General features: G+C 68.5%; 16 protein-coding genes and 1 pseudogene. 12 read left to right on the forward strand and 5 right to left on the reverse strand.

Annotated elements, in window-relative coordinates:
- Positions 1 to 1,013 precede the first annotated feature (1,013 nt).
- Positions 1,014 to 4,349, forward strand: coding sequence for a CARDB domain-containing protein (locus AB0E69_RS24885; RefSeq protein ID WP_360150500.1), 3,336 nt, complete (start codon positions 1,014 to 1,016; stop codon positions 4,347 to 4,349).
- Positions 4,350 to 4,424: 75 nt separating this feature from the next.
- On the opposite strand, the gene AB0E69_RS24890 is transcribed toward AB0E69_RS24885, so the two are convergent.
- Complete coding sequence (locus AB0E69_RS24890; RefSeq protein WP_360150503.1) at positions 4,425 to 5,267, reverse strand: helix-turn-helix transcriptional regulator; 843 nt, start codon at positions 5,265 to 5,267, stop codon at positions 4,425 to 4,427.
- Between the two features lie 101 nt (positions 5,268 to 5,368).
- Between AB0E69_RS24890 and AB0E69_RS24895 the strand changes: the two genes are divergently transcribed.
- Positions 5,369 to 6,091, forward strand: a complete 723-nt coding sequence (locus AB0E69_RS24895) for an SDR family oxidoreductase (RefSeq protein ID WP_360150506.1) — start codon at positions 5,369 to 5,371, stop codon at positions 6,089 to 6,091.
- A 27-nt stretch (positions 6,092 to 6,118) separates the two neighbouring features.
- On the opposite strand, the gene AB0E69_RS24900 is transcribed toward AB0E69_RS24895, so the two are convergent.
- Both AB0E69_RS24900 and AB0E69_RS24905 read right to left on the reverse strand, forming a co-directional pair.
- Positions 6,119 to 6,667, reverse strand: a complete 549-nt coding sequence (locus AB0E69_RS24900; RefSeq protein WP_360150509.1) for an NUDIX hydrolase family protein — start codon at positions 6,665 to 6,667, stop codon at positions 6,119 to 6,121.
- Between the two features lie 14 nt (positions 6,668 to 6,681).
- The gene (locus AB0E69_RS24905; RefSeq protein ID WP_360150512.1) at positions 6,682 to 7,359 is read right to left on the reverse strand and encodes an AraC family transcriptional regulator; all 678 of its coding nucleotides are present in this window, start codon (positions 7,357 to 7,359) and stop codon (positions 6,682 to 6,684) included.
- A 118-nt stretch (positions 7,360 to 7,477) separates the two neighbouring features.
- Here AB0E69_RS24905 and AB0E69_RS24910 point away from each other — a divergent pair, with 118 nt between their 5' ends.
- The 3 genes and pseudogenes from AB0E69_RS24910 (at position 7,478) to AB0E69_RS24920 (ending at position 9,517) form a co-directional block, all read left to right on the forward strand.
- Positions 7,478 to 8,239 (forward strand): phytanoyl-CoA dioxygenase family protein, encoded by a 762-nt coding sequence (locus AB0E69_RS24910; RefSeq protein WP_360150515.1) that lies wholly within the window; start codon positions 7,478 to 7,480, stop codon positions 8,237 to 8,239.
- Positions 8,240 to 8,283: 44 nt separating this feature from the next.
- Positions 8,284 to 9,093: pseudogene (locus AB0E69_RS24915) on the forward strand (MFS transporter); the annotation flags it as partial.
- A 58-nt stretch (positions 9,094 to 9,151) separates the two neighbouring features.
- Complete coding sequence (locus AB0E69_RS24920) at positions 9,152 to 9,517, forward strand: MFS transporter (protein ID WP_360151645.1); 366 nt, start codon at positions 9,152 to 9,154, stop codon at positions 9,515 to 9,517.
- Positions 9,518 to 9,520: 3 nt separating this feature from the next.
- On the opposite strand, the gene AB0E69_RS24925 is transcribed toward AB0E69_RS24920, so the two are convergent.
- Positions 9,521 to 10,270, reverse strand: a complete 750-nt coding sequence (locus tag AB0E69_RS24925) for a hypothetical protein (protein WP_360150517.1) — start codon at positions 10,268 to 10,270, stop codon at positions 9,521 to 9,523.
- Positions 10,271 to 10,325: 55 nt separating this feature from the next.
- Here AB0E69_RS24925 and AB0E69_RS24930 point away from each other — a divergent pair, with 55 nt between their 5' ends.
- Positions 10,326 to 10,970 (forward strand): helix-turn-helix domain-containing protein, encoded by a 645-nt coding sequence (locus tag AB0E69_RS24930; protein ID WP_130444922.1) that lies wholly within the window; start codon positions 10,326 to 10,328, stop codon positions 10,968 to 10,970.
- Between the two features lie 1,067 nt (positions 10,971 to 12,037).
- On the opposite strand, the gene AB0E69_RS24935 is transcribed toward AB0E69_RS24930, so the two are convergent.
- Positions 12,038 to 12,508, reverse strand: coding sequence for an Lrp/AsnC family transcriptional regulator (locus tag AB0E69_RS24935; RefSeq protein ID WP_360150521.1), 471 nt, complete (start codon positions 12,506 to 12,508; stop codon positions 12,038 to 12,040).
- 146 nt (positions 12,509 to 12,654) lie between these two features.
- Here AB0E69_RS24935 and hppD point away from each other — a divergent pair, with 146 nt between their 5' ends.
- From hppD to AB0E69_RS24965, 6 genes are all read left to right on the forward strand, one after another.
- Positions 12,655 to 13,857, forward strand: a complete 1,203-nt coding sequence (gene hppD, locus AB0E69_RS24940) for a 4-hydroxyphenylpyruvate dioxygenase (protein ID WP_360150524.1) — start codon at positions 12,655 to 12,657, stop codon at positions 13,855 to 13,857.
- A gap of 195 nt (positions 13,858 to 14,052) precedes the next feature.
- Entirely contained in the window at positions 14,053 to 14,523 is a 471-nt protein-coding gene (locus AB0E69_RS24945; RefSeq protein WP_360150527.1) for a hypothetical protein, read from the forward strand.
- 54 nt (positions 14,524 to 14,577) lie between these two features.
- Positions 14,578 to 15,954, forward strand: a complete 1,377-nt coding sequence (locus AB0E69_RS24950) for an FAD-linked oxidase C-terminal domain-containing protein (protein WP_360150530.1) — start codon at positions 14,578 to 14,580, stop codon at positions 15,952 to 15,954.
- A 134-nt stretch (positions 15,955 to 16,088) separates the two neighbouring features.
- Entirely contained in the window at positions 16,089 to 16,688 is a 600-nt protein-coding gene (locus tag AB0E69_RS24955; protein ID WP_360150533.1) for a hypothetical protein, read from the forward strand.
- A gap of 15 nt (positions 16,689 to 16,703) precedes the next feature.
- The gene (gene cseB, locus AB0E69_RS24960) at positions 16,704 to 17,402 is read left to right on the forward strand and encodes a two-component system response regulator CseB (protein WP_360150536.1); all 699 of its coding nucleotides are present in this window, start codon (positions 16,704 to 16,706) and stop codon (positions 17,400 to 17,402) included.
- A gap of 4 nt (positions 17,403 to 17,406) precedes the next feature.
- Complete coding sequence (locus AB0E69_RS24965; protein ID WP_360150539.1) at positions 17,407 to 18,651, forward strand: HAMP domain-containing sensor histidine kinase; 1,245 nt, start codon at positions 17,407 to 17,409, stop codon at positions 18,649 to 18,651.
- The last annotated feature ends 3 nt before the right edge of the window (positions 18,652 to 18,654 follow it).

Raw genomic sequence — 18,654 nt, forward strand, 5'->3', positions numbered from 1 at the left:
GTGGACACCTTCGCGTGGGGCGGGCGCCTGCCGTCGTACATCTCGCGCAGGGGAGAGGCCGCGGTGGACACCTTCGCGTGGGGCGGGCGCCTGCCGTCGTACATCTCGCGCAGGGGAGAGGCCGCGGTGGACACCTTCGCGTGGGGCGGGCGCCTGCCGCCGTGCATCTCGCGCAGGGCAGTCGCTGCGGTAGACACCTCCGCGTGGGGCGGGCGCCCGCTGCCGTGCACCGGCATGGGGGGCAGTCGTCGTAGACATCTCCGCGCAGGCACCCGCCGCCGCACATCCGGCGCAGAGCAGACGCTGCCGTGGACACGTCCGTGCGGGGTGGGTGCCCGCTGCCGTACGCCGGCGTGGGGCAGACGCTGCCGTGGACACGTCCGTGCGGGGTGGGTGCCCGCTGCCGTGCATCGGCGTGGGGCAGACGCTGCCGTGGACACCTCCGCGCGGGGCGGGCGCCCGCCGTCGTGCATCGGCGTGGGGCAGACGCTGCCGTGGACACCTCCGCGCGGGGCAGGCGCCCGCTGCCTGGCACCGGCGTTGGGCAGTCGCTTGCCGTAGGCACCTCCGGGCGGGCGACCGCCGCCGTGCGCACTCCGCGCGGGGCAGCGCGTGCCCGCGGCCGTGGTCTCCGGCGACAGCGTCGCGCCCATGAACGCCGTGCGCAGCGACCGGAGGGCTGGTCCCGCCTGCGCGGGTGACCACGGCGAGCCGCGGACCGGGATCATCCGCGCGGCGGCAGGCGCCTGCCGCGTACTGACGCACCGCGGGAGCCTGCGGCGTACTCACGCACGGCGGGAGCCTGCCGGTCTAGGCATCTTCCGCGCGGGCGTGGGTCGGCTGGGCCGCGTCCTGGTCTGGGTCTTCTGGGCGGGGGTTTCTGTGGGTGCTCAGGTGTTGACGTGGTGCTACTGGTGCTGCAAGCTTCGGTTACCGGGCTGCAAGAAGTCGGCAAAGTTCTGCAATTTTTGTAGCTCGGGTTCCCTCCCACCGCCCCGATGGAGGAGCGCTCGATGCAGCGGACAAAGCTTCTGCGGTTATTGCTGGTGGTCGTACTGGCGGTCGGCTTCGTGCCCCGCCCGGCGACCGCGGCTGTCACCGCCAACCTCGCCAAGACCTTGACGGCCAGCAGTTCGCTCGGTGCCTACCCGAGCGGCAACGCCGGTGATGGCAACCAGGACAGCTACTGGGAGAGCAACAACAACGCGTTCCCGCAGTGGCTGCAGGCCGATCTCGGCAGTGCTCAGGACGTCAACCAGGTCACGCTCAAGCTCCCCACCTCGTGGGGTGCCCGGAGCCAGACGCTGACCGTCCAGGGCAGCACCAACGGTTCGTCGTTCACGCAGCTCGTCGCGAGTACGGCGTACAACTTCAGCGGCACGAATGTTGTGACGATCAGCTTCGCTACCACCTCGGCGCGGTACGTCCGCCTGACGTTCACCGCGAACACGGGCTGGCCGGCCGCGCAGCTCTCGGAGTTCGACCTGGCCGGACCTGGTGGCGGGCCCGTCGATCCCCCGACCGGCACCGACCTCGCGAACGGCAAACCGATCGAAGCGTCCTCGAGCGTCTTCGGCTTCGTCGCCGCCAACGCGAACGACGGCAACCCCGGCACCTACTGGGAGTCCAACGGCTTCCCGTCGACGCTGACCGTCAAGCTGGGTGCCAACGCCGACCTCAGCTCGGTCATGGTGAAGCTCAACCCCGACCCGGTCTGGGGCCCGCGCACGCAGAACATCGAGGTCCTCGGCCGGGAGCAGTCGTCCACGACCTTCACCTCGATCAAGCCACGGACCGACTACCAGTTCAGCCCGAGCACCGCGCAGAACTCGATCACGATCCCGGTCACCGGCCGGTACGCCGACGTCCGCCTGCAGTTCTTCAGCAACACCGGCGCCCCCGGCGGCCAGGTCGCCGAACTGCAAGCCTTCGGAACGGCGGCCCCGAACCCCGACCTCGTCGTGACGAACGTCAGCTGGTCCCCGGCGAGCCCGACCGAGACCACGCCGATCACCCTCCAGGCCACGGTCAAGAACATTGGCACCGCCAACGCACCCGCCAGCAGCCTCAACTTCCTCCTCAACGGCAGCACAGCCGGCACCGGCCAGGTCAGCGCCTTGGCAGCCGGCGCCTCGACCACGGTCAACGCCAGTGCCGGGACCCGAGCCCAAGGCAACTACACCGTCACTGCGGTCGTTGATCCAACCAACGTTGTCGTCGAGCAGAGTGACACCAACAACACCCTCCAGGCCCCGACCCAGCTCACCGTTGGTCAAGCCCCTGGCCCGGACCTTCAGATCACCGGCATCACCGCTACGCCGGCCAATCCCGCCCCCGGCCAACCGGTCTCGTTCACGGTCGCCGTCAACAACCGCGGTACGACGGCCTCCGCCGCCAGTACCACCCGCGTCACCGTTGGCAGCACCACGCTCAACGGTGCCACGCCAGCGATCGCGGCTGGCGGGACCACCAACGTTGCGATCAGCGGCACCTGGACCGCGACCAACGGTGGTGCGACCATCACCGCGACCGCCGACGCCACCGACACCGTTGCCGAAACCAACGAAACGAACAACGTGCTGACGAAGGCGATCGTCGTCGGCCGCGGCGCCGCCGTACCGTTCACGTCGTACGAGGCGGAGGCCGGCGACTACACCGGCACCCTGCTGGCCAGTGACGCGAAGCGGACCTTTGGGCACACCAACTTCGCAACCGAGTCGTCTGGCCGGCAGTCGGTCCGGCTGAACTCGACCGGGCAGTACGTCGAGGTCACCTCGACCGTCCCGACCAACTCGATCGTGGTCCGCAACTCGATCCCCGACTCGGCGAACGGGCAGGGGCTCGAGGCAACGATCAGCCTGTACGTGAACGGCACGTTCAAGCAGAAGCTCACCCTGAGCAGCCATAACAGCTGGCTCTACGGCACCACCGACTCGCCCGAGGGTCTGACCAACACCGCGGGTGGGGACGCCCGAAGGCTCTTCGACGAGTCGCACGCCCTGCTCGCCACGTCCTACCCGGCCGGCACGAAGTTCAAGCTGCAGCGCGACTCGGGTGACACCGCGCCGTTCTACATCATCGACCTGGTCGACCTCGAACAGGTCGCACCGCCGATCAATCAGCCGGCCGGCTGTACGTCGATCACGCAGTACGGCGCCGTGCCGAACGACGGGATCGACGACGCGGACGCGATCCAGCGCGCCGTCACCGACGACCAGAACGGCGTGATCAGCTGCGTCTGGATCCCGGAAGGACAGTGGCGGCAGGAGAAGAAGATCCTCACCGACGACCCACTGAACCGCGGGCAGTACAACCAGGTCGGGATCAGCAACGCCACGATCCGCGGTGCGGGCATGTGGTACTCGCAGCTCCACTCGACCATCGAGCCGCAGAACGCCGGCGGCATCAACCACCCGCACGAGGGCAACTTCGGCTTCGATATCGACAAGAATGTGCAGCTGAGCGACATCGCGATCTTCGGCTCCGGGCGCATCCGCGGCGGCGACGGGAACGCCGAGGGTGGCGTCGGGCTGAACGGCCGGTTCGGTACCGGGACGAAGATCAGCAACGTCTGGATCGAGCACGCGAACGTCGGGGTCTGGGTCGGCCGCGACTACGACAACATTCCCGAGCTCTGGGGTCCGGCCGACGGGCTCGAGTTCAGCGGGATGCGGATCCGGGACACGTACGCCGACGGAATCAACTTCGCGAACGGCACCCGCAACTCGAAGGTGTTCAACTCGTCCTTCCGGACCACCGGCGACGACTCGCTGGCCGTGTGGGCGAGCAAGTACGTCAAGGACCAGTCGGTCGACGTCGGTCACGACAACTCGTTCACCAACAACACCGTCCAGCTGCCGTGGCGGGCGAACGGGATCGCGATCTACGGCGGGTACGGCAACAAGATCGAGAACAACCTGATCTACGACACGATGAACTACCCGGGCATCATGCTGGCCACCGATCACGACCCGCTGCCGTTCTCGGGCACGACGACGATCGCCAACAACGCGCTCTACCGGTGCGGTGGGGTGTTCTGGAGCGAGGCGCAGGAGTTCGGGGCGATCACGCTGTTCCCGGCGAACCTGCCGATCACCGGGGTGACGATCCGGGACACCGAGATCTACGACTCGACGTACGACGGGATCCAGTTCAAGACCGGCGGCGGCGAGATGCCGAACGTTGCCCTGACCAACCTCCGGATCGACAAGTCGAACAACGGCTCGGGGATCCTCGCGATGGGCGGCGCCCGCGGCAACGCCAACCTCAGCAATGTCGTCATCACCAACTCGCGCGACGGCGACATCTTCAAGGAACCCGGCTCCACCTTCACCTTCACCGGCCAGTAAGCCGACCAGTAAGCCGACCGGTGAGCCCGAGGCCCCGCACCTTCCGTCCCAAGGTGCGGGGCCTCACCTCGCACATCAGGAGCGGGTTGTCAGCTTCTGGGTGCCGATGACCTCGAGGAGGCGGATTGCCTGCTCGGAAGGCGAGCCCGGCTCGGTCGTGTAGAGGACGACTCGTTGGTCGCGTTCGGGGACGACGAGGATCTCGCAGATCACCTCGATCCGGCCGACGTCGGCATGAAAGATCGTCTGGCAGAGGGTTTGCGGACGCGCCACCTCGTGCCGAGCCCAGATGTCGGCGAACTCCGGGCTGCCGGCCAGCAGTTCGTCGACGAGTTGCTTCACGGCCGGGTCGTCCGGGTAGGTGCTGGTGGCCGCGCGGAGGTCGGCCGCGGCTTCGCGGGCGAACTCCTGGGTGGCGTCCGCCCCGAAGAGCTCGCTCTTCCCCTCGGTCAGGAACCGCAGCCGCAGGAGGTTCCGAGAGCGCGGTGGCAGCGCGGAGAAGTCCGTGATGAGCGCGGCGGCCAGCGGATTCCACGCGAGTACCTCGTACTTCGCGTCGAGCACCAGACCAGGTACGTCGAGCCGCTCGAGCATCCGCAGTACGCCGGGGCGCACGTCCGACGGCGGTCCCGGTGGCGGACCGGGCTGCTCCCCGGCCAACCGGAACAGGTGGTCGCGCTCGGCGTCGGACAGCCGCAGCGCGCGAGCGAGTCCGCTCAGCACCGGGCGGGACGGACGCGGTCCACGACCCTGCTCGAGCCGGGTGTAGTAGTCCGTCGACATGGTCGCGAGGCCGGCGACCTCCTCGCGGCGCAGGCCCGGCGTACGGCGGCGCAGTCCGGCCGGGAGTCCGACGTCCGACGGCTGCAGCGCCTCCCGGCGTACCCGGAGGAAGTCCGCGAGCTGTCCTCGATCCATGGAGCCAGGATTCCAGCTGCCGCAAGCCCCAGCCAGGGACCGCCGGTCCCAGGGTCGCCTCGCTCTGCCTGCCGACGCCTCGCCGACCCAGCCTGGGAGACATGACGAAGATTGCGTTGGTGACCGGGGCGAACAAGGGGATCGGCAAGGAGATCGCGCGGCAGTTGGGGGAGGGTGGCTTCACCGTGCTGGTCGGGTCGCGTGACCTGGCCCGGGGTGAGGCGGCAGTGAAGGAGTTGGTTGCCGAGGGCCTCGACGCGGTGGCTGTGCAGCTCGAGGTGACGGATGCCAAGTCGGTGGATGCTGCCACGTCATTGGTCGCGAGGTCGTACGGGCAGTTGGATGTGTTGGTGAACAACGCGGCCGTCATCCCGGTGGGGGACGATGCGGCGGCGGGGATCGCCGATGACGTGCTGCGGGAGGCGTTCGAAGTGAATGTCATCGGGCTGGTCAGAGTGACGCAGGCGTTCCTGCCGCTGCTGCGGAAGGCGGAGCGGGCGCGGATCGTGAACCTGTCGACGTCGCTGGCGTCGTTCGAGCTCGTCGGGGATCCGGAGTCGCGGATGTCGACTGTCCGGACGCTCGGCTACAACGCGTCGAAGGCGGCCGTGAACATGGTCACGGTGATGCTCGCGAACGAGCTGCGCGGCACCGGGATCCTGGTCAACGGTGCCGACCCCGGCAACTGCGCGACGGACATGGGTGGGTGGAGCGCGCCACGCACGCCGTCGCAGGGCGCGGCCGTTGCGGTGCAGTTGGCGACGGTCGGTGCCGACGGACCTACCGGCCACGTGTACGCCGAGGAGGGCAGGCTGCCCTGGTAGGCATCCCCGGTCGGCGTTCTGGAGACGTCAGACGATCGCGCCGGACCAGGCGAGGGCTTGCTTGAGGAGCTGGCCGCGGCCACCTTCGAGGTCGTTCAGGAGGCTCGGAGCGAGGGCTTCCTCGGGGGTGAGCCAGGTCAGCTCCAGCGCGTCCTGGCGCGGGTTGCACTCGCCGGTGACCGGTACGACGTACACGAGCGCGACCGCGTGCTGGCGCGGGTCGTGCAGCGGGGTCATCCCGGGGAACGGGAAGTACTCCGCGACCGTCACCGGGACCAGGGTCGAAGGCAGCCGGGGGAACGCGTTCGGCCCGAGGTCCTTCTCGATGTTGCGCTGCAGCGCGTCCCGGATCGACTCGTTGTGCAGCACCCGGCCGGAGACGAGCGTGCGGGTGATCTCCCCGGTCGCGGGGGAGGTCCGGAGCAGTACTCCGATGTGCTCGATCTGGCCGAGCGTGTCCACCCGGGCCGGCACGGCCTCGACGTACAGGATCGGAACCCGCGTGCGGGTCTCGGCGAGAGCAAACTCGGACAACCAGCCGGGATTAGGATCCGGCGTACGCAACGACGACGTCATACCGACATCTTTGCTTACGGTCTGAAAGCAGATCGGTACTGGGATGGGCTCAGTCCGAATACTGAACGGAATCTCCTGGTGGCGTGGGACGGGTCGTGCCAGCCGACTGCTGCGCCGATGGTTGCTACTGGGAGCTCTGTCTCGATCAGGAGGCCGGCTGCTCGCTCAGCGCGGACTCTGGTGAGGTAGGCCATTGGCGAGATCCCGGCCGACTTCTTGAACAGGCGAATCAGGTACCCGGGGGCGAGGTTGACGCTTGCCCCCAACTGCTCGAGAGTCCACGGCTCAGTGAGGTCGGCTTCGAGTAGGCGCATGGCGTGCTGTACGGCGGGATGCGCCGGGGCGACCGAGCCTGGCCCACCGGAGCCTGGGCCGCCGGAGACCGGACCTCCCGGTACCAGGGCTCCGGAGAGGAGGCCGAATACGTCCGGGCCCAGGTAGGCGTTGCGGACGACCAGGCCGGAGCATTCGCGGTAGCCGTGCCACTCGCCTGGGCGGAGTACGACGACCGAGTTGGGCGCCAGATCCACCTCGCCGGCCGCTGACACGTGGACGCCGTGACCGGCAACCACGACGGCGATCTCGAAGAAGGCGTGGCTGTGGACGGCGACGTCCGCGACCAGCTCGAGCCGCTCGCCCGCAACCGGTAGGCGGGGGTCAGGGAACACCTCAGCGCTCAGCACGTTGTGCACCGGAGCCTCCAAGAGGTCAAGATCAGTCAAGTCGTGGTCAACGACAGCCTGTCGCATCAGCGACAACCGAGACAGGCTGGAAACACCTGCAAATCCAAGCACTCCCGAGGAGCGTACGATGACCACGACCGAGCCTACGGCAGCTGTGACGCTCGACGAAGAGACCATTTCCGCCTACCGCCGCGACGGCGTGGTCCGGATCAAGAACATCATCAGCCGCGACGAGGCCGCCCGCTTCCGGGACGCCGCGGCCGCATACACGCAGCAAGGCGACGACCTGTTCAAGGAGTCGAAGATCTTCAACCAGTACGTCAACGTCTGGCGGCAGAGCGACGTACTCAAGGAGCTCACCCTCGACCCGCGCCTCGCCGCCGCAGCCACCGCGCTGGCCGGCGTCCCGCTGCGGATCTGGCACGACCAGCTGCTGATCAAACCCCCGCACAACGGCGCCGCGACCGAGTTCCACCAGGACGCGCCGTACTGGCCGCACGCCGGCTCCCGCGCGTCGCTGTCCGCCTGGGTCGCGCTGGTCGACGTACCGGTCGAGCGCGGCTGCATGACGTTCATCCCCGGCTCGCAGGACCACCAGGACCTGCGCAGCCAGGACCTGTCCGACCAGGACGACATGTTCCGCGCCGCGCCCGACCTGCGCTGGGAGACGCGGCTGACGATCCCGCTGCAGGCCGGCGACTGCACCTTCCACAACGCGTACCTCGCGCACTCCGCGACGCCGAACCTGACCGACGACCCGCGGATCGCGCACGTCGCCATCTACTTCGACGCCGAGGCGACGTACACCGGCGCCGGCCATGTCGTCACCGACGGCCTCGGCCTCACAGTCGGGCAGCCGCTGGAGCACGAGCTGTTTCCGCGGGTCTGATGTATCGGTTACTGATACAACATGCCATGACATAAGTTGTCGTCGTGCGTCTGCTCACCGATCTCCGCCCGCTGCGTGAGTCCGCCGACTTCCGCCGGCTGTGGATCGGGTCGACGGTCTCGCAGCTCGGTCAGCAGATGACCGCGGTGACGATCTCGATCCAGGTGTTCGCGCTGACGCACTCGACGTTCTCGGTCGGGCTGGTCGGTCTGTGTTCGCTGGTTCCGTTGGTCTTCTTCGGGCTGTACGGCGGGGCGATGGCGGACGCGATCGACCGGCGTACCCTCGCGCTCGTCTCGTCCACCGGTCTGTGGCTGCTGTCGATGATCCTGGTGCTGCAGTCCCAGCTCAGCTGGGGTCACGTCGGGGTGCTGTACGCCGTAGTGGCCTGCCAGTCGGCCTGTTTCGCGGTGAACAACCCGGCCCGCTCCGCGATCATCCCGCGGCTGATCCGGCCCGAGCTGCTGCCGGCCGCGAACACGATCGGCCAGGCGGCGTTCAACCTCGGGTTCACCGCCGGGCCGTTGCTCGGTGCGGCGGTGATCGCCTGGCAGGGCTTCGCGGCGGCGTACCTGGTCGACGTGATCACGTTCACCGCGGCGCTGTACTCGCTCTTCCGACTGCCGCCGGTGCCGCCCGAGGGGACCGTGCGGCGGGCCGGGCTGCGGTCGGTGCTCGAGGGGTTCACGTTCCTGCGCGCGGCGCCGGCGTTGCTGGCGACATTCCTTGCGGACATCTTCGCGATGGTGTTCGCGCAGCCGCGGGCGCTGTTCCCGGCGGTGGCCGGGGCGTTCTTCGCCGGCGGCGTACGGACCGTCGGTCTGCTCCAGGCGGCGCCGGCGATCGGTGCGCTGATCGGGGGTGATCTTCTCCGGCTGGGTGACGCGGGTGCACCGGCAGGGCGTGGCGATCGTGCTCGCGATTACGGCGTACGCGACGGCGGTCGGGCTGTTCGGGTTGTCGCGGACGATCTGGTTGGGCGTGGCCCTACTGGCGATGTCTGGGGCGGCGGACATGGTGAGCTCGGCGTACCGGAACACCGTGCTGCAGTCGGCGGCGCCGGACGCGATGCGCGGGCGGCTGCAAGGGGTGTTCATCGTGGTCGTGGCCGGTGGGCCGCGGCTGGGAGACTTCGTCGCCGGTACGACGGCGTCGCTGACCACGCCGACGATCGCGCTGCTCGGCGGCGCGGCGGTCTGCATCACCGGGTTGCTGATCCTGCTGGCGCGGAACCGGCCGTTCCGGGTCTACGACTCGCGGACCCGGGCGCTGAGCTGAGGGCTAGCCGCCGGTGGCCAGCTTCTTGAGCACGGTGAACCAGGAGTCCATGTCCGGGTTGACCTCGGTCATCGGCTTGTCGTCGAGCGTGACGATCTTGCGGTCGCCGAGCGGTTTCTTCAGCTTGATCGCGGTCAGCGACGTGCTGTCCTCGTGCGGGCACGGCTGGTCGGTGTCGACGTACACCAGGATCTTGTCGTCCTGCTGCTCGACCCGCAGGTCCGGGGCGCAGCTCTGACCGGTGCCGATCAGGAGGTCGGCCTGGTCGTACGGCGGTGCGTTCTGGATCCACTTCAGGTAGGCGGGCTTGTTCTTGTGGACCAGCTGGTAGAACTCGGCCGGGACGGGCTTGTCCTCCAGCTTGATGCCGGTGCCGTCGCCGATGAACGTGCCGTAGATCATGTTCACGCACGGGTCCTTGGCGGGTACGCCGTCGACCGCGCCGAACGCCTTGGCCGCCCGGTAGCAGCCGTTCGACTCGCGGGTGAACGAGATGTTGAACCCGACGATGATCAGTACCAGGCCGACCAGCGCGACCGCGAGCATCCGGCGGGACCGGATCTGCTGCGGCCCGAGGATGCCGGCCGCGCGGCGAGCCTCCTCCGGGGTCGCGTCCGCGGGCACCGGTGTGGTCCGGAACAGCGCCATGATCGTGCTGGTCCACTGCGGGTTGATCAGCGTCGGGACGGCGTACAGCAGGATCAGCACGACCACGATGGCGACAGTGGGGAGCAGCGACCAGTAATTTCGCACGGCAGCAAGATACGGGGCCATCGGGCCGCGCCCGAAAAACGGATACGCTCTCTAGGTGCCCGCCGAGACCTCACAGACGCTCGACCGGGGGCTTACGGTCCTCGAGTTGCTGGCGGACGCGCCGGACGGACTGTCGATCACCGAACTCGCCGCCGCGCTCGGGGTCAGCCGGACCGTCGTCTACCGTCTGGTGAACACGCTCGAGCTGCACCGGCTGGTCCGACGTGACAGCGAGGGTCGGGCTCGGCTCGGGCTGGCTGTCCTGCACTACAGCCGACGGGTCCAGCCCACGCTCCGTGACGCCGCGCTGCCGGTACTGCGCTCGCTCGCCGAGGACACCGGTGCGACGGCGCACCTGACGGTCGCGGACGGTGAGGAAGCACTGGCCATCGCGGTCATCGAACCGAGCTGGACCGACTTCCACGTCTCGTACCGGATGGGCTCCCGCCACGCGCTCGACCAGGGCGCCGCAGGCAAAGCCATCCTCGCCGGCCGCCGCAAGCCCGACCCAGCCGGCCGCCCCTTCGTAGTAACCTCCGGCGAACTCCAAGCAGGCGCCCAAGGCGTCTCCTCCCCGGTCCTGGGAGTCCCCGGCGTAGAAGCCTCCATAGGAGTAGTAGTCCTAGGCAAACTAGACCGAGACTTCGTAGGCCCCCGAGTAGCCCGAGCCGCAGTAGAAGTAGCCAAACGCCTCGCCTAACCACCCACAAACAGACTCGCTCGCTCCACTCACCTCGCGGTCAGGCGTGGGACGGTTGGTTGGCATCCGGCTCGCTCGCTCCGCTCGCCTCGCACTCGGAGAACGGGTTCGGCTATGCGCGGGTGGTGACCTGCTCGCTCGCTCCGCTCGCCTCGCCGGACGGGGACGGCACCATCGGTTGGCAGGTCAGGCGGAGGACCCGCGATGGCCGGTAGGTACTCGCACCCAGCGGTTGGGAGGTGGGTGCTCGCTTGCCGCGGGCTCGCTCGCCTCGCAAACGGACAGCAGAACCGCCTGCCCGGTTGGTGGCACGGCTCGCTTGCTCCGCTCGCCTCGCACTCGGAGGATGGCGCCAGCCACGCCTGGTGCTGGTGGTGTCCGGCGCGATCGCCTCGCCGGACGAGGGACAGCACATCGCCGGCAGGTGCCGGGCAGGCTTGCCCCGTGGCAGGTGAGGTGGAGCGTGGGATTGGCAGGTGCGCGCTCGGTCGTCGTGGGCTCGCACTCGGAGAACGGGTTCGGTTATGCGCGGGCCCCAGCATGCCTGGTGCTGGTGGGGTGACCGGCTCGCTCGCTCCGCTCGCCTCGCCGTCTGGGGGACGGCACACATCGTCCGCAGGTGGGGCGCAAGCCTGCCCTGTGCGGGTGAGGCGGAGGACCTGCGAAGGCCGGTGGGTACTCGCACCAAGCGGTTGGAGGGTGGGTGCTCGGGTGCTGCGGGCTCGCTCGCTTCGCTCGCCTTGCGGGGTTAGAGCAGAGCACCCCACGGCAGTCGGTCGCAGTCAGCTATGTGTCCACCAAACCGGGTGGGCTCGGCAACCCGCAGGTGGTGTGAGGGCGAGTACGCAGACGTCTCAGGGGCTTCGGCCTACCGGTTATCCGGGGGCCTCGCCTGAGAGGTGGGTTGTTCTGTGTCCTCTCGTCTGGCGAGGCGAGCGGAGCGAGCGAGCCCGTACTACGGGCCGGCCATGAGCGGTCCGTTTCAGGCTGCGAGGCGAGCGGAGCGAGCGAGCAGTCGCCGTGCTGACCATGACCGGGTCCGTTCGGGTGTGGAGTGAGCGGGCTGGTTAGGTTTTGGTGGCGGCTTTTACCAGGGGGAGGACTCGGTGGGGGATTTGTTCGGCTAGGGCTATTACTGTCGAGGCTCTTTGGATGCCTTGGACTATTACTACCTGGTCTATTACGCGTTGGAGGTCGGCGTTGGAGCGGGCGACTATTCGGCACCAGAGGTCTTCGGCGCCGGTGATGGTGTGGACTTCCAGGACCTCGGGGATGCGGGCGAGGGCTTCGGCGACTGTGGTGTGGCCGGAGCCTTGTTCTATTTGGAGGGTGGCGAAGGCGGTGACGGGGTAGCCGATGGCGGTGGTGTCGATGTCGGGGCCCCAGCCGCGGACCACGCCCTCGCGGTGCATGCGGTCCAGGCGGGCCTGGACTGTGCCGCGGGCGACGCCCAGTCGTCGGGAAGCCTCCAGGACGCCGACCCTGGGTTCGGCTGCGAACAGCGCGAGGATCTGGGCGTCCAACCGGTCCACCGACATCTAGCACCTCCAGCAATCTGACCAAATAGTCCAGCCAAAGCCCCATGATACCATGCAGATTGTGCAGTGAAACAAGAAACTGTTGCACAACCTGTCCCACGCCAACGAGAGTCGACCCCACGGAACCCGACCTCGGAGGATCACCGATGACCAGCACCGACCTCACCCCCGCAGAGCTCGACGCCGATCTCGACCTCGACCAGCTGAAGCAGCTCGTCGGCCTGGTCCCGTACGACGAGAGCACCGACCCGTTCCCGGTCACCGCGATGGACGCGCTGGTGTTCGTGGTCGGCAACGCAACCCAGACCGCGAAGTACTACCAGCTCGCGTTCGGCATGGACCTGGTCGCGTACTCCGGCCCCGAGACCGGCTCCAAGGACAGCAAGTCGTTCGTGCTCAAGGCCGGCTCGGCCCGCTTCGTCATCTCCGGCGGTGTCAGCCCGAAGAGCCCACTGCTCGACCACCACCGCAGGCACGGCGACGGTGTCGCGGACATCGCGCTCGAGGTCCCGGACGTGGACAAGTGCGTCGAGCACGCCCGCAAGGTCGGTGCCACCGTTCTCGAGGAGCCGAACGACGTCTCCGACGAGCACGGCACCATCCGCCGGGCCGCGATCGCGGCGTACGGCGACACTCGCCACACCCTGATCGACCGCAGCCGGTACGACGGCCCGTACCTGCCCGGCTTCGTCGCCGCGACGACCCAGGTCACCCGGCCCGAGGGGCACCCGAAGCGGCTGTTCCAGGCGATCGACCACGTGGTCGGCAACGTCGAGCTCGGCAAGATGGACGAGTGGGTTGCCTTCTACAACAAGGTGATGGGCTTCGTGAACATGGCCGAGTTCATCGGTGACGACATCGCCACCGACTACTCCGCGCTGATGAGCAAGGTGGTGGCCAACGGCAACCACCGGGTCAAGTTCCCGCTGAACGAGCCGGCGATCGCGAAGAAGAAGTCGCAGATCGACGAGTTCCTGGAGTTCTACGACGGCGCCGGCGCCCAGCACATCGCGCTGGCGACCAACGACATCCTGCGCACCGTCGACATCATGCGGGCGAACGGCGTCGAGTTCCTCAACACGCCCGACTCGTACTACGAGGACCCGGAGCTGCGGGCCCGGATCGGCAATGTGCGGGTGCCGATCGAGGAGCTGCAGTCGCGCGGCATCCTGGTCGACCGGGACGAGGACGGCTACCTGCTGCAGATCTTCACGTCGCCGATCGGTGACCGGCCGACGGTGTTCTACGAGCTGATCGAGCGGCACGGCTCGCTCGGCTTCGGCAAGGGCAACTTCAAGGCGCTGTTCGAGGCGATCGAGCGCGAGCAGGAGCGCCGCGGCAACCTCTGACGCTCGCCGGGAGCCAGCCGCGGTAGCCTCTGACGTTTGCCAGGAGCAAGCCGCGGTAGCTTCTGACGTTTGCCGGGAGCAACTGGACACGGCGTGTCGCCGTCCGATTACCGGAATGACTGTCGGGGCAGCGGGTGTTCGCGTAGTGTGCCTTCCTGAGTGGGCGTCGGGGCGTGCACTCAGGAAGGGTTCGTCATGAAGACACTGGGCATTTTGCTCAGCACCGCGGGCCTGGCCGGGGCGGGCGCGATCGCCCTCGCTCTGCCGGCCCAGGCGGCGACCGCCGCCAGTTGCTCTGGTGCGAGATCCATTTCGTCCGCGCCGATGTTGCGCGACCACAGGCCGCCGAGCTGGGGAACCATCCGGCTCGTGCGGGACAACTGCTCGCAGTACTGGGCCGAGATCACCATGGCATCGTCCGTGGTGGCCAACGCGAGGGCCAACGCCTTCCTGGTGCAGTACGGCGGGTCCAACGACGGCCGGGTGCTCAGCTGTGACAGCAGCGGCGGCAACGGCGCGGTGATCCATGGCCAGCGCAGCTGCCGGACACCCAAGGTGAAGGCGACGAGCGGGAGCATCACGTTCGCCGCGATCGGCCGTGAGTACCACAACTACGGCGGCGGCTACGAAGAGATCTCGGAGAACGCCACCAGGCGCACCCGGTGAGACCAATACCGGCCAGGGTGCGCAGTACCACGCAGTAAATATTAGGCTCGACACATGAGTGAGGTTGTCGAGCGACTGCGTCAGGTGCTGCCGCCCGCGGCGCTGGTGACCGATCCGGACCGGATGGAGAGTTACCGGTACGACCGGGCGATGTTCTGCCCGGCCGGGATGCCGGCTGCCGTCGTGCTGGCCCGCGAGACCGCGCACGTGCAGGCGGCGGTGCGGGTTGCGAACGAGACCGGCGTACCGATCGTGCCGCAGGGCGCGCGGTCCGGCCTGTCCGGTGCGGCCAACGCGCTCGACGGCTGCATCGTGATCTCGCTGGAGAAGATGGACCAGATCCTCGCGATCGAGGCCGTGGACCGGTACGTCGTCACGCAGCCGGGCGTCTACAACGCAGTACTGTCCCGCGCGGTCGCCGAGCACGGCCTGTTCTACCCGCCGGACCCGTCCAGCTGGGAGTTCTGCTCGATCGGCGGCAACCTCTCGACGAACTCCGGCGGCCTGTGCTGCGTGAAGTACGGCGTGACCACGGACTATGTGCTCGGTCTGGAGGTCGTGCTGGCCGACGGGAGGATCCTGCGGACCGGCCGGAAGACGGTCAAGGGCGTCGCCGGGTACGACCTGGCCAAGCTGATCGTCGGCAGCGAGGGCACCCTCGGCATCATCACCGAGGCGACGCTCGCGCTCCGCCCGGCGGCGGCGAAGCCGAAGACGATGGCCGCGTTGTTCGGCTCCGGCGTCGAGGCGGGAGCCGCGATCCTGGAGATCATCCGCAGCGGCGTCTCGCTCAGCCTGCTGGAGATCATGGACCGGACCACGATCCAGGCGGTCAACAAGTACAAGCGGATGGACCTCCCGGAGGAGGCCGGCGCGATGGTGATCGCGCAGTCCGACGCGGGCGGTGAGGCGGGGGCGGCCGATGTCGCCACGGTCGCCAAGCTCTGCCGCGACAACGGCGCGCTGGAGTGCATCGAGGCTGAGGACGACGCCGAGGGCGAGTTGCTGCTCGAGGGGCGCCGGGTGGCGCTGACCGCGCTCGAGCAGCTCGGTACGACGATGATCGACGACGTCGCCGTACCGCGGTCGCGGCTGGCCGAGTTCATCGGTCGCCTCGAGCAGCTGTCGGCCGAGCTGGACATCACGATCGGCGTGCTCGGGCACGCGGGTGACGGGAACATGCATCCGACGGTGGTCTTCGACCAGACCGATCCGGCCCAGGCGGCGCGCGCCCAGGAGGCGTTCGAGCAGGTGATGGCGATCGGGCTGGAGCTCGGCGGCACGATCACCGGTGAGCACGGCGTCGGGGTGCTGAAGCGGACCTGGCTGGCCCAGGAGATCGGGCCCGTCGCGCTCGACGTGCACCGCGCGATCAAGGCCGCGCTGGACCCGAAGAACCTGCTCAACCCCGGCAAGATTGTTGCCGAGTGAGGTTGTGACCGAACCGCAACGGAACTGTGGAGGCCATTCGACGTTCACGGCCATCGAATGTGACGTGTGGACAGCAGTATGGAAAGAAGTTGTCTGAAGCTCGCGGGGGAACGATGCAGGGTAGGAGGCGCCCGATGCGCGTGTGGCGCCGTACGCTCCTGCCTGCCGTCGCGGCCGTCGCCGCGCTGACCTCGCTGTCCGCCCTGTCCGCCTGCGGGAACGGCGGTGGCCTCCGGGTCGAGGGCGCCGACTCGCAGCCCACGTCGGAGGCTCCGACCCCGGCCCTCGGGAGCACCCAGCCGAAGGCGCAGAAGACCCCGGGACCGGCCGTCGACCTGCCTGCACTCCGGGTCCGGTTGCTGGCCGATCGGCACCTGCCGGACTACTCCCGGAAGGTGCTGGTGAAATGTACGGTGATTTCGCGTTGCCTGAGCAGGGGTACGACCGTTGATGTATTGCACAGCGGTACACCTCAGCAGATCGTCTTGATCCACAGCGTGGACAAGTTCGTCTTCGGCATCATCCTGGTCGCCGTCGAGCCCTCGGGCCCGCGAGCCATCTGGAGCCTGAAGGTCGATCAGCCGACCGTGAACGCCAGCCCCCAGGGTGACTTGGTGGTCGAGTCGAAGGTCTACACCCTCGACGACCGCCCTTGTTGCCCCTCGGGCCGGCGGGTCGAGGTCTACCGTTGGAACGGTCGGCAGATGACCAAGGTGAGTTCGACGGACCAGTAGGGAGACTGAAGCTCGGTGGTACCGGAAGAACCGGCAGCGCGCATCCTCATGGTCGAGGACGACGCGGTGATCCGTGAGGCGACCCAACTGACCCTCGAACGCCACGGGTACGACGTGACCACGGCCGAGGACGGCCTGGAGGCGATCGAACGCTTCGAGAAGGTCCACCCGGACGTCGTGATGCTGGACATCATGCTGCCCGGGCTGGACGGCATCTCGGTGTGCCGACGGATCCGCGAGACCAGCACGGTTCCGATCGTGATGGTCTCCGCCCGCGGTGACGCGCTCGACGTCGTCCTCGGGCTCGAGGCGGGCGCGGACGACTACGTGACCAAACCCTTCGACACCCAGGTCCTGGTGGCGCGGCTGCGGGCGGTGATGCGGCGCGCCGTCTCCGACCCGGAGCGTCCCGCACCCGCGGCCGGCTCCGGCGTGGAGTCGTTCGGCGACCTGGAGCTGGACCGCGAGGCCCTCGAGGTACGGCGGGGCGGTCAGACCGTCCAGCTGACGCCGACCGAGCTCAAGCTGTTGATCGAGTTCGCGAACAACCCGGGTGTGGTGCTGAGCCGGTCCACGCTGCTGCAGCGGGTCTGGGACTACGAGTGGGGCGGCGACGGCCGGCTGGTCGACGTCCACCTGCAGCGGCTGCGGACCAAGATCGGTGCCGACCGCATCGAAACCGTCCGCGGCTTCGGGTACAAGCTGCGAGCCTAAGAGGATGGGCCTCCGGGGCAAGCTCGGTCTCATCTTCTTGCTGGTCTCCGCGTTCGCGATCCTGGTGCTGTGCGTCGCGGTCTACACCCAGGCGCAGTCGGCCCGGCTGGACCGCACGCGCAGTTTCGCGGACGAGCGGATCCAGCTGGCGGCGCAGAGCTACGACACCAACGACGTACCGGTGTTCGGGGCGAAGGTGGACGATCCCGACCTGCCTCCGCAGCTGCGGGACGCCGTCCTCGAGGGCAAGCGGGCCACCTTCAAGACGGGATCGCCGCACGCGAAGATGTGGGCCGCGGTGGCGGTCAAGGACGGCAAGATCCTGTCGATCGAGCAGGACTACAAGACCACCGACGACTCGATGAAGGCGCTCCAGCAGGCACTGCTGCTGGGCGGTATCGGCACGGTCGCGCTGGTCGCGCTGGTGAGCGTGATCCTGGCCGGCAGCCTCTCCAAGCGGATCGTGGCGGTCGCAGGTACGGCGCGCCGGATCGCGGCCGGCGACCTGGACGCGTCGGCGGCCGAGGCCGTTGGCAAGGGCAAGGACGAAGTACAGTCGCTGGCCACCGCACTGGACACCATGGCCACCTCCCTGCGCGGTCAGCTGGAGGCCGAGCGGCGCTTCACCGCTGATGTCGCCCACGACCTGCGGACGCCGGTGACCGGGTTGACGACAGCCGCCGAGCTGCTGCCGCCGGGGCGGCCGAGCGAGCTGGTCCGGGACCGCGCCAAGGTACTGCGGCGGCTCGTCGAGGACCTGTTGGAGATCGCCCGGTTCGACTCGGGCGTCGAGCAGGCCGACCTCGAGCTGGTGGGTCTCGGCGCCTTCGTCGGCTCGGCGGTCGCACGGCTGCGGATGCAGCAGGCGCTCGCGCTGGACGACGTGATCGTGCACCAGCTCGGGCCGGACGAGACCGTGTCGACGGACTCGCGCCGGATCGAGCGCATCCTGGCCAACCTGATCGTCAACGGTCTGCGGCACGGCAAGCCGCCGGTCGAGGTCACGATCAGCGGCCGGACCGTCGAGGTAGTTGACCACGGCAACGGTTATCCCGAGGAATTGATTGCCGAGGGCCCGCGCCGGTTCCGGTCCGGGATGGCCGAGCGCGGGGTCGGGCACGGCCTCGGCCTGACCATCGCGGCGGGCCACGCGAAGGTGCTCGGCGCCGAGCTCACCTTCGGCGAAGCGCCCACCGGCGGGGCGCTGGCGCGGCTGGTGCTGCCCGCCGAACCTGAGACGCAGTCGTAACAC

Source organism: Kribbella sp. NPDC026611 (assembly GCF_040638345.1).
Taxonomy (GTDB): Bacteria; Actinomycetota; Actinomycetes; order Propionibacteriales; family Kribbellaceae; genus Kribbella.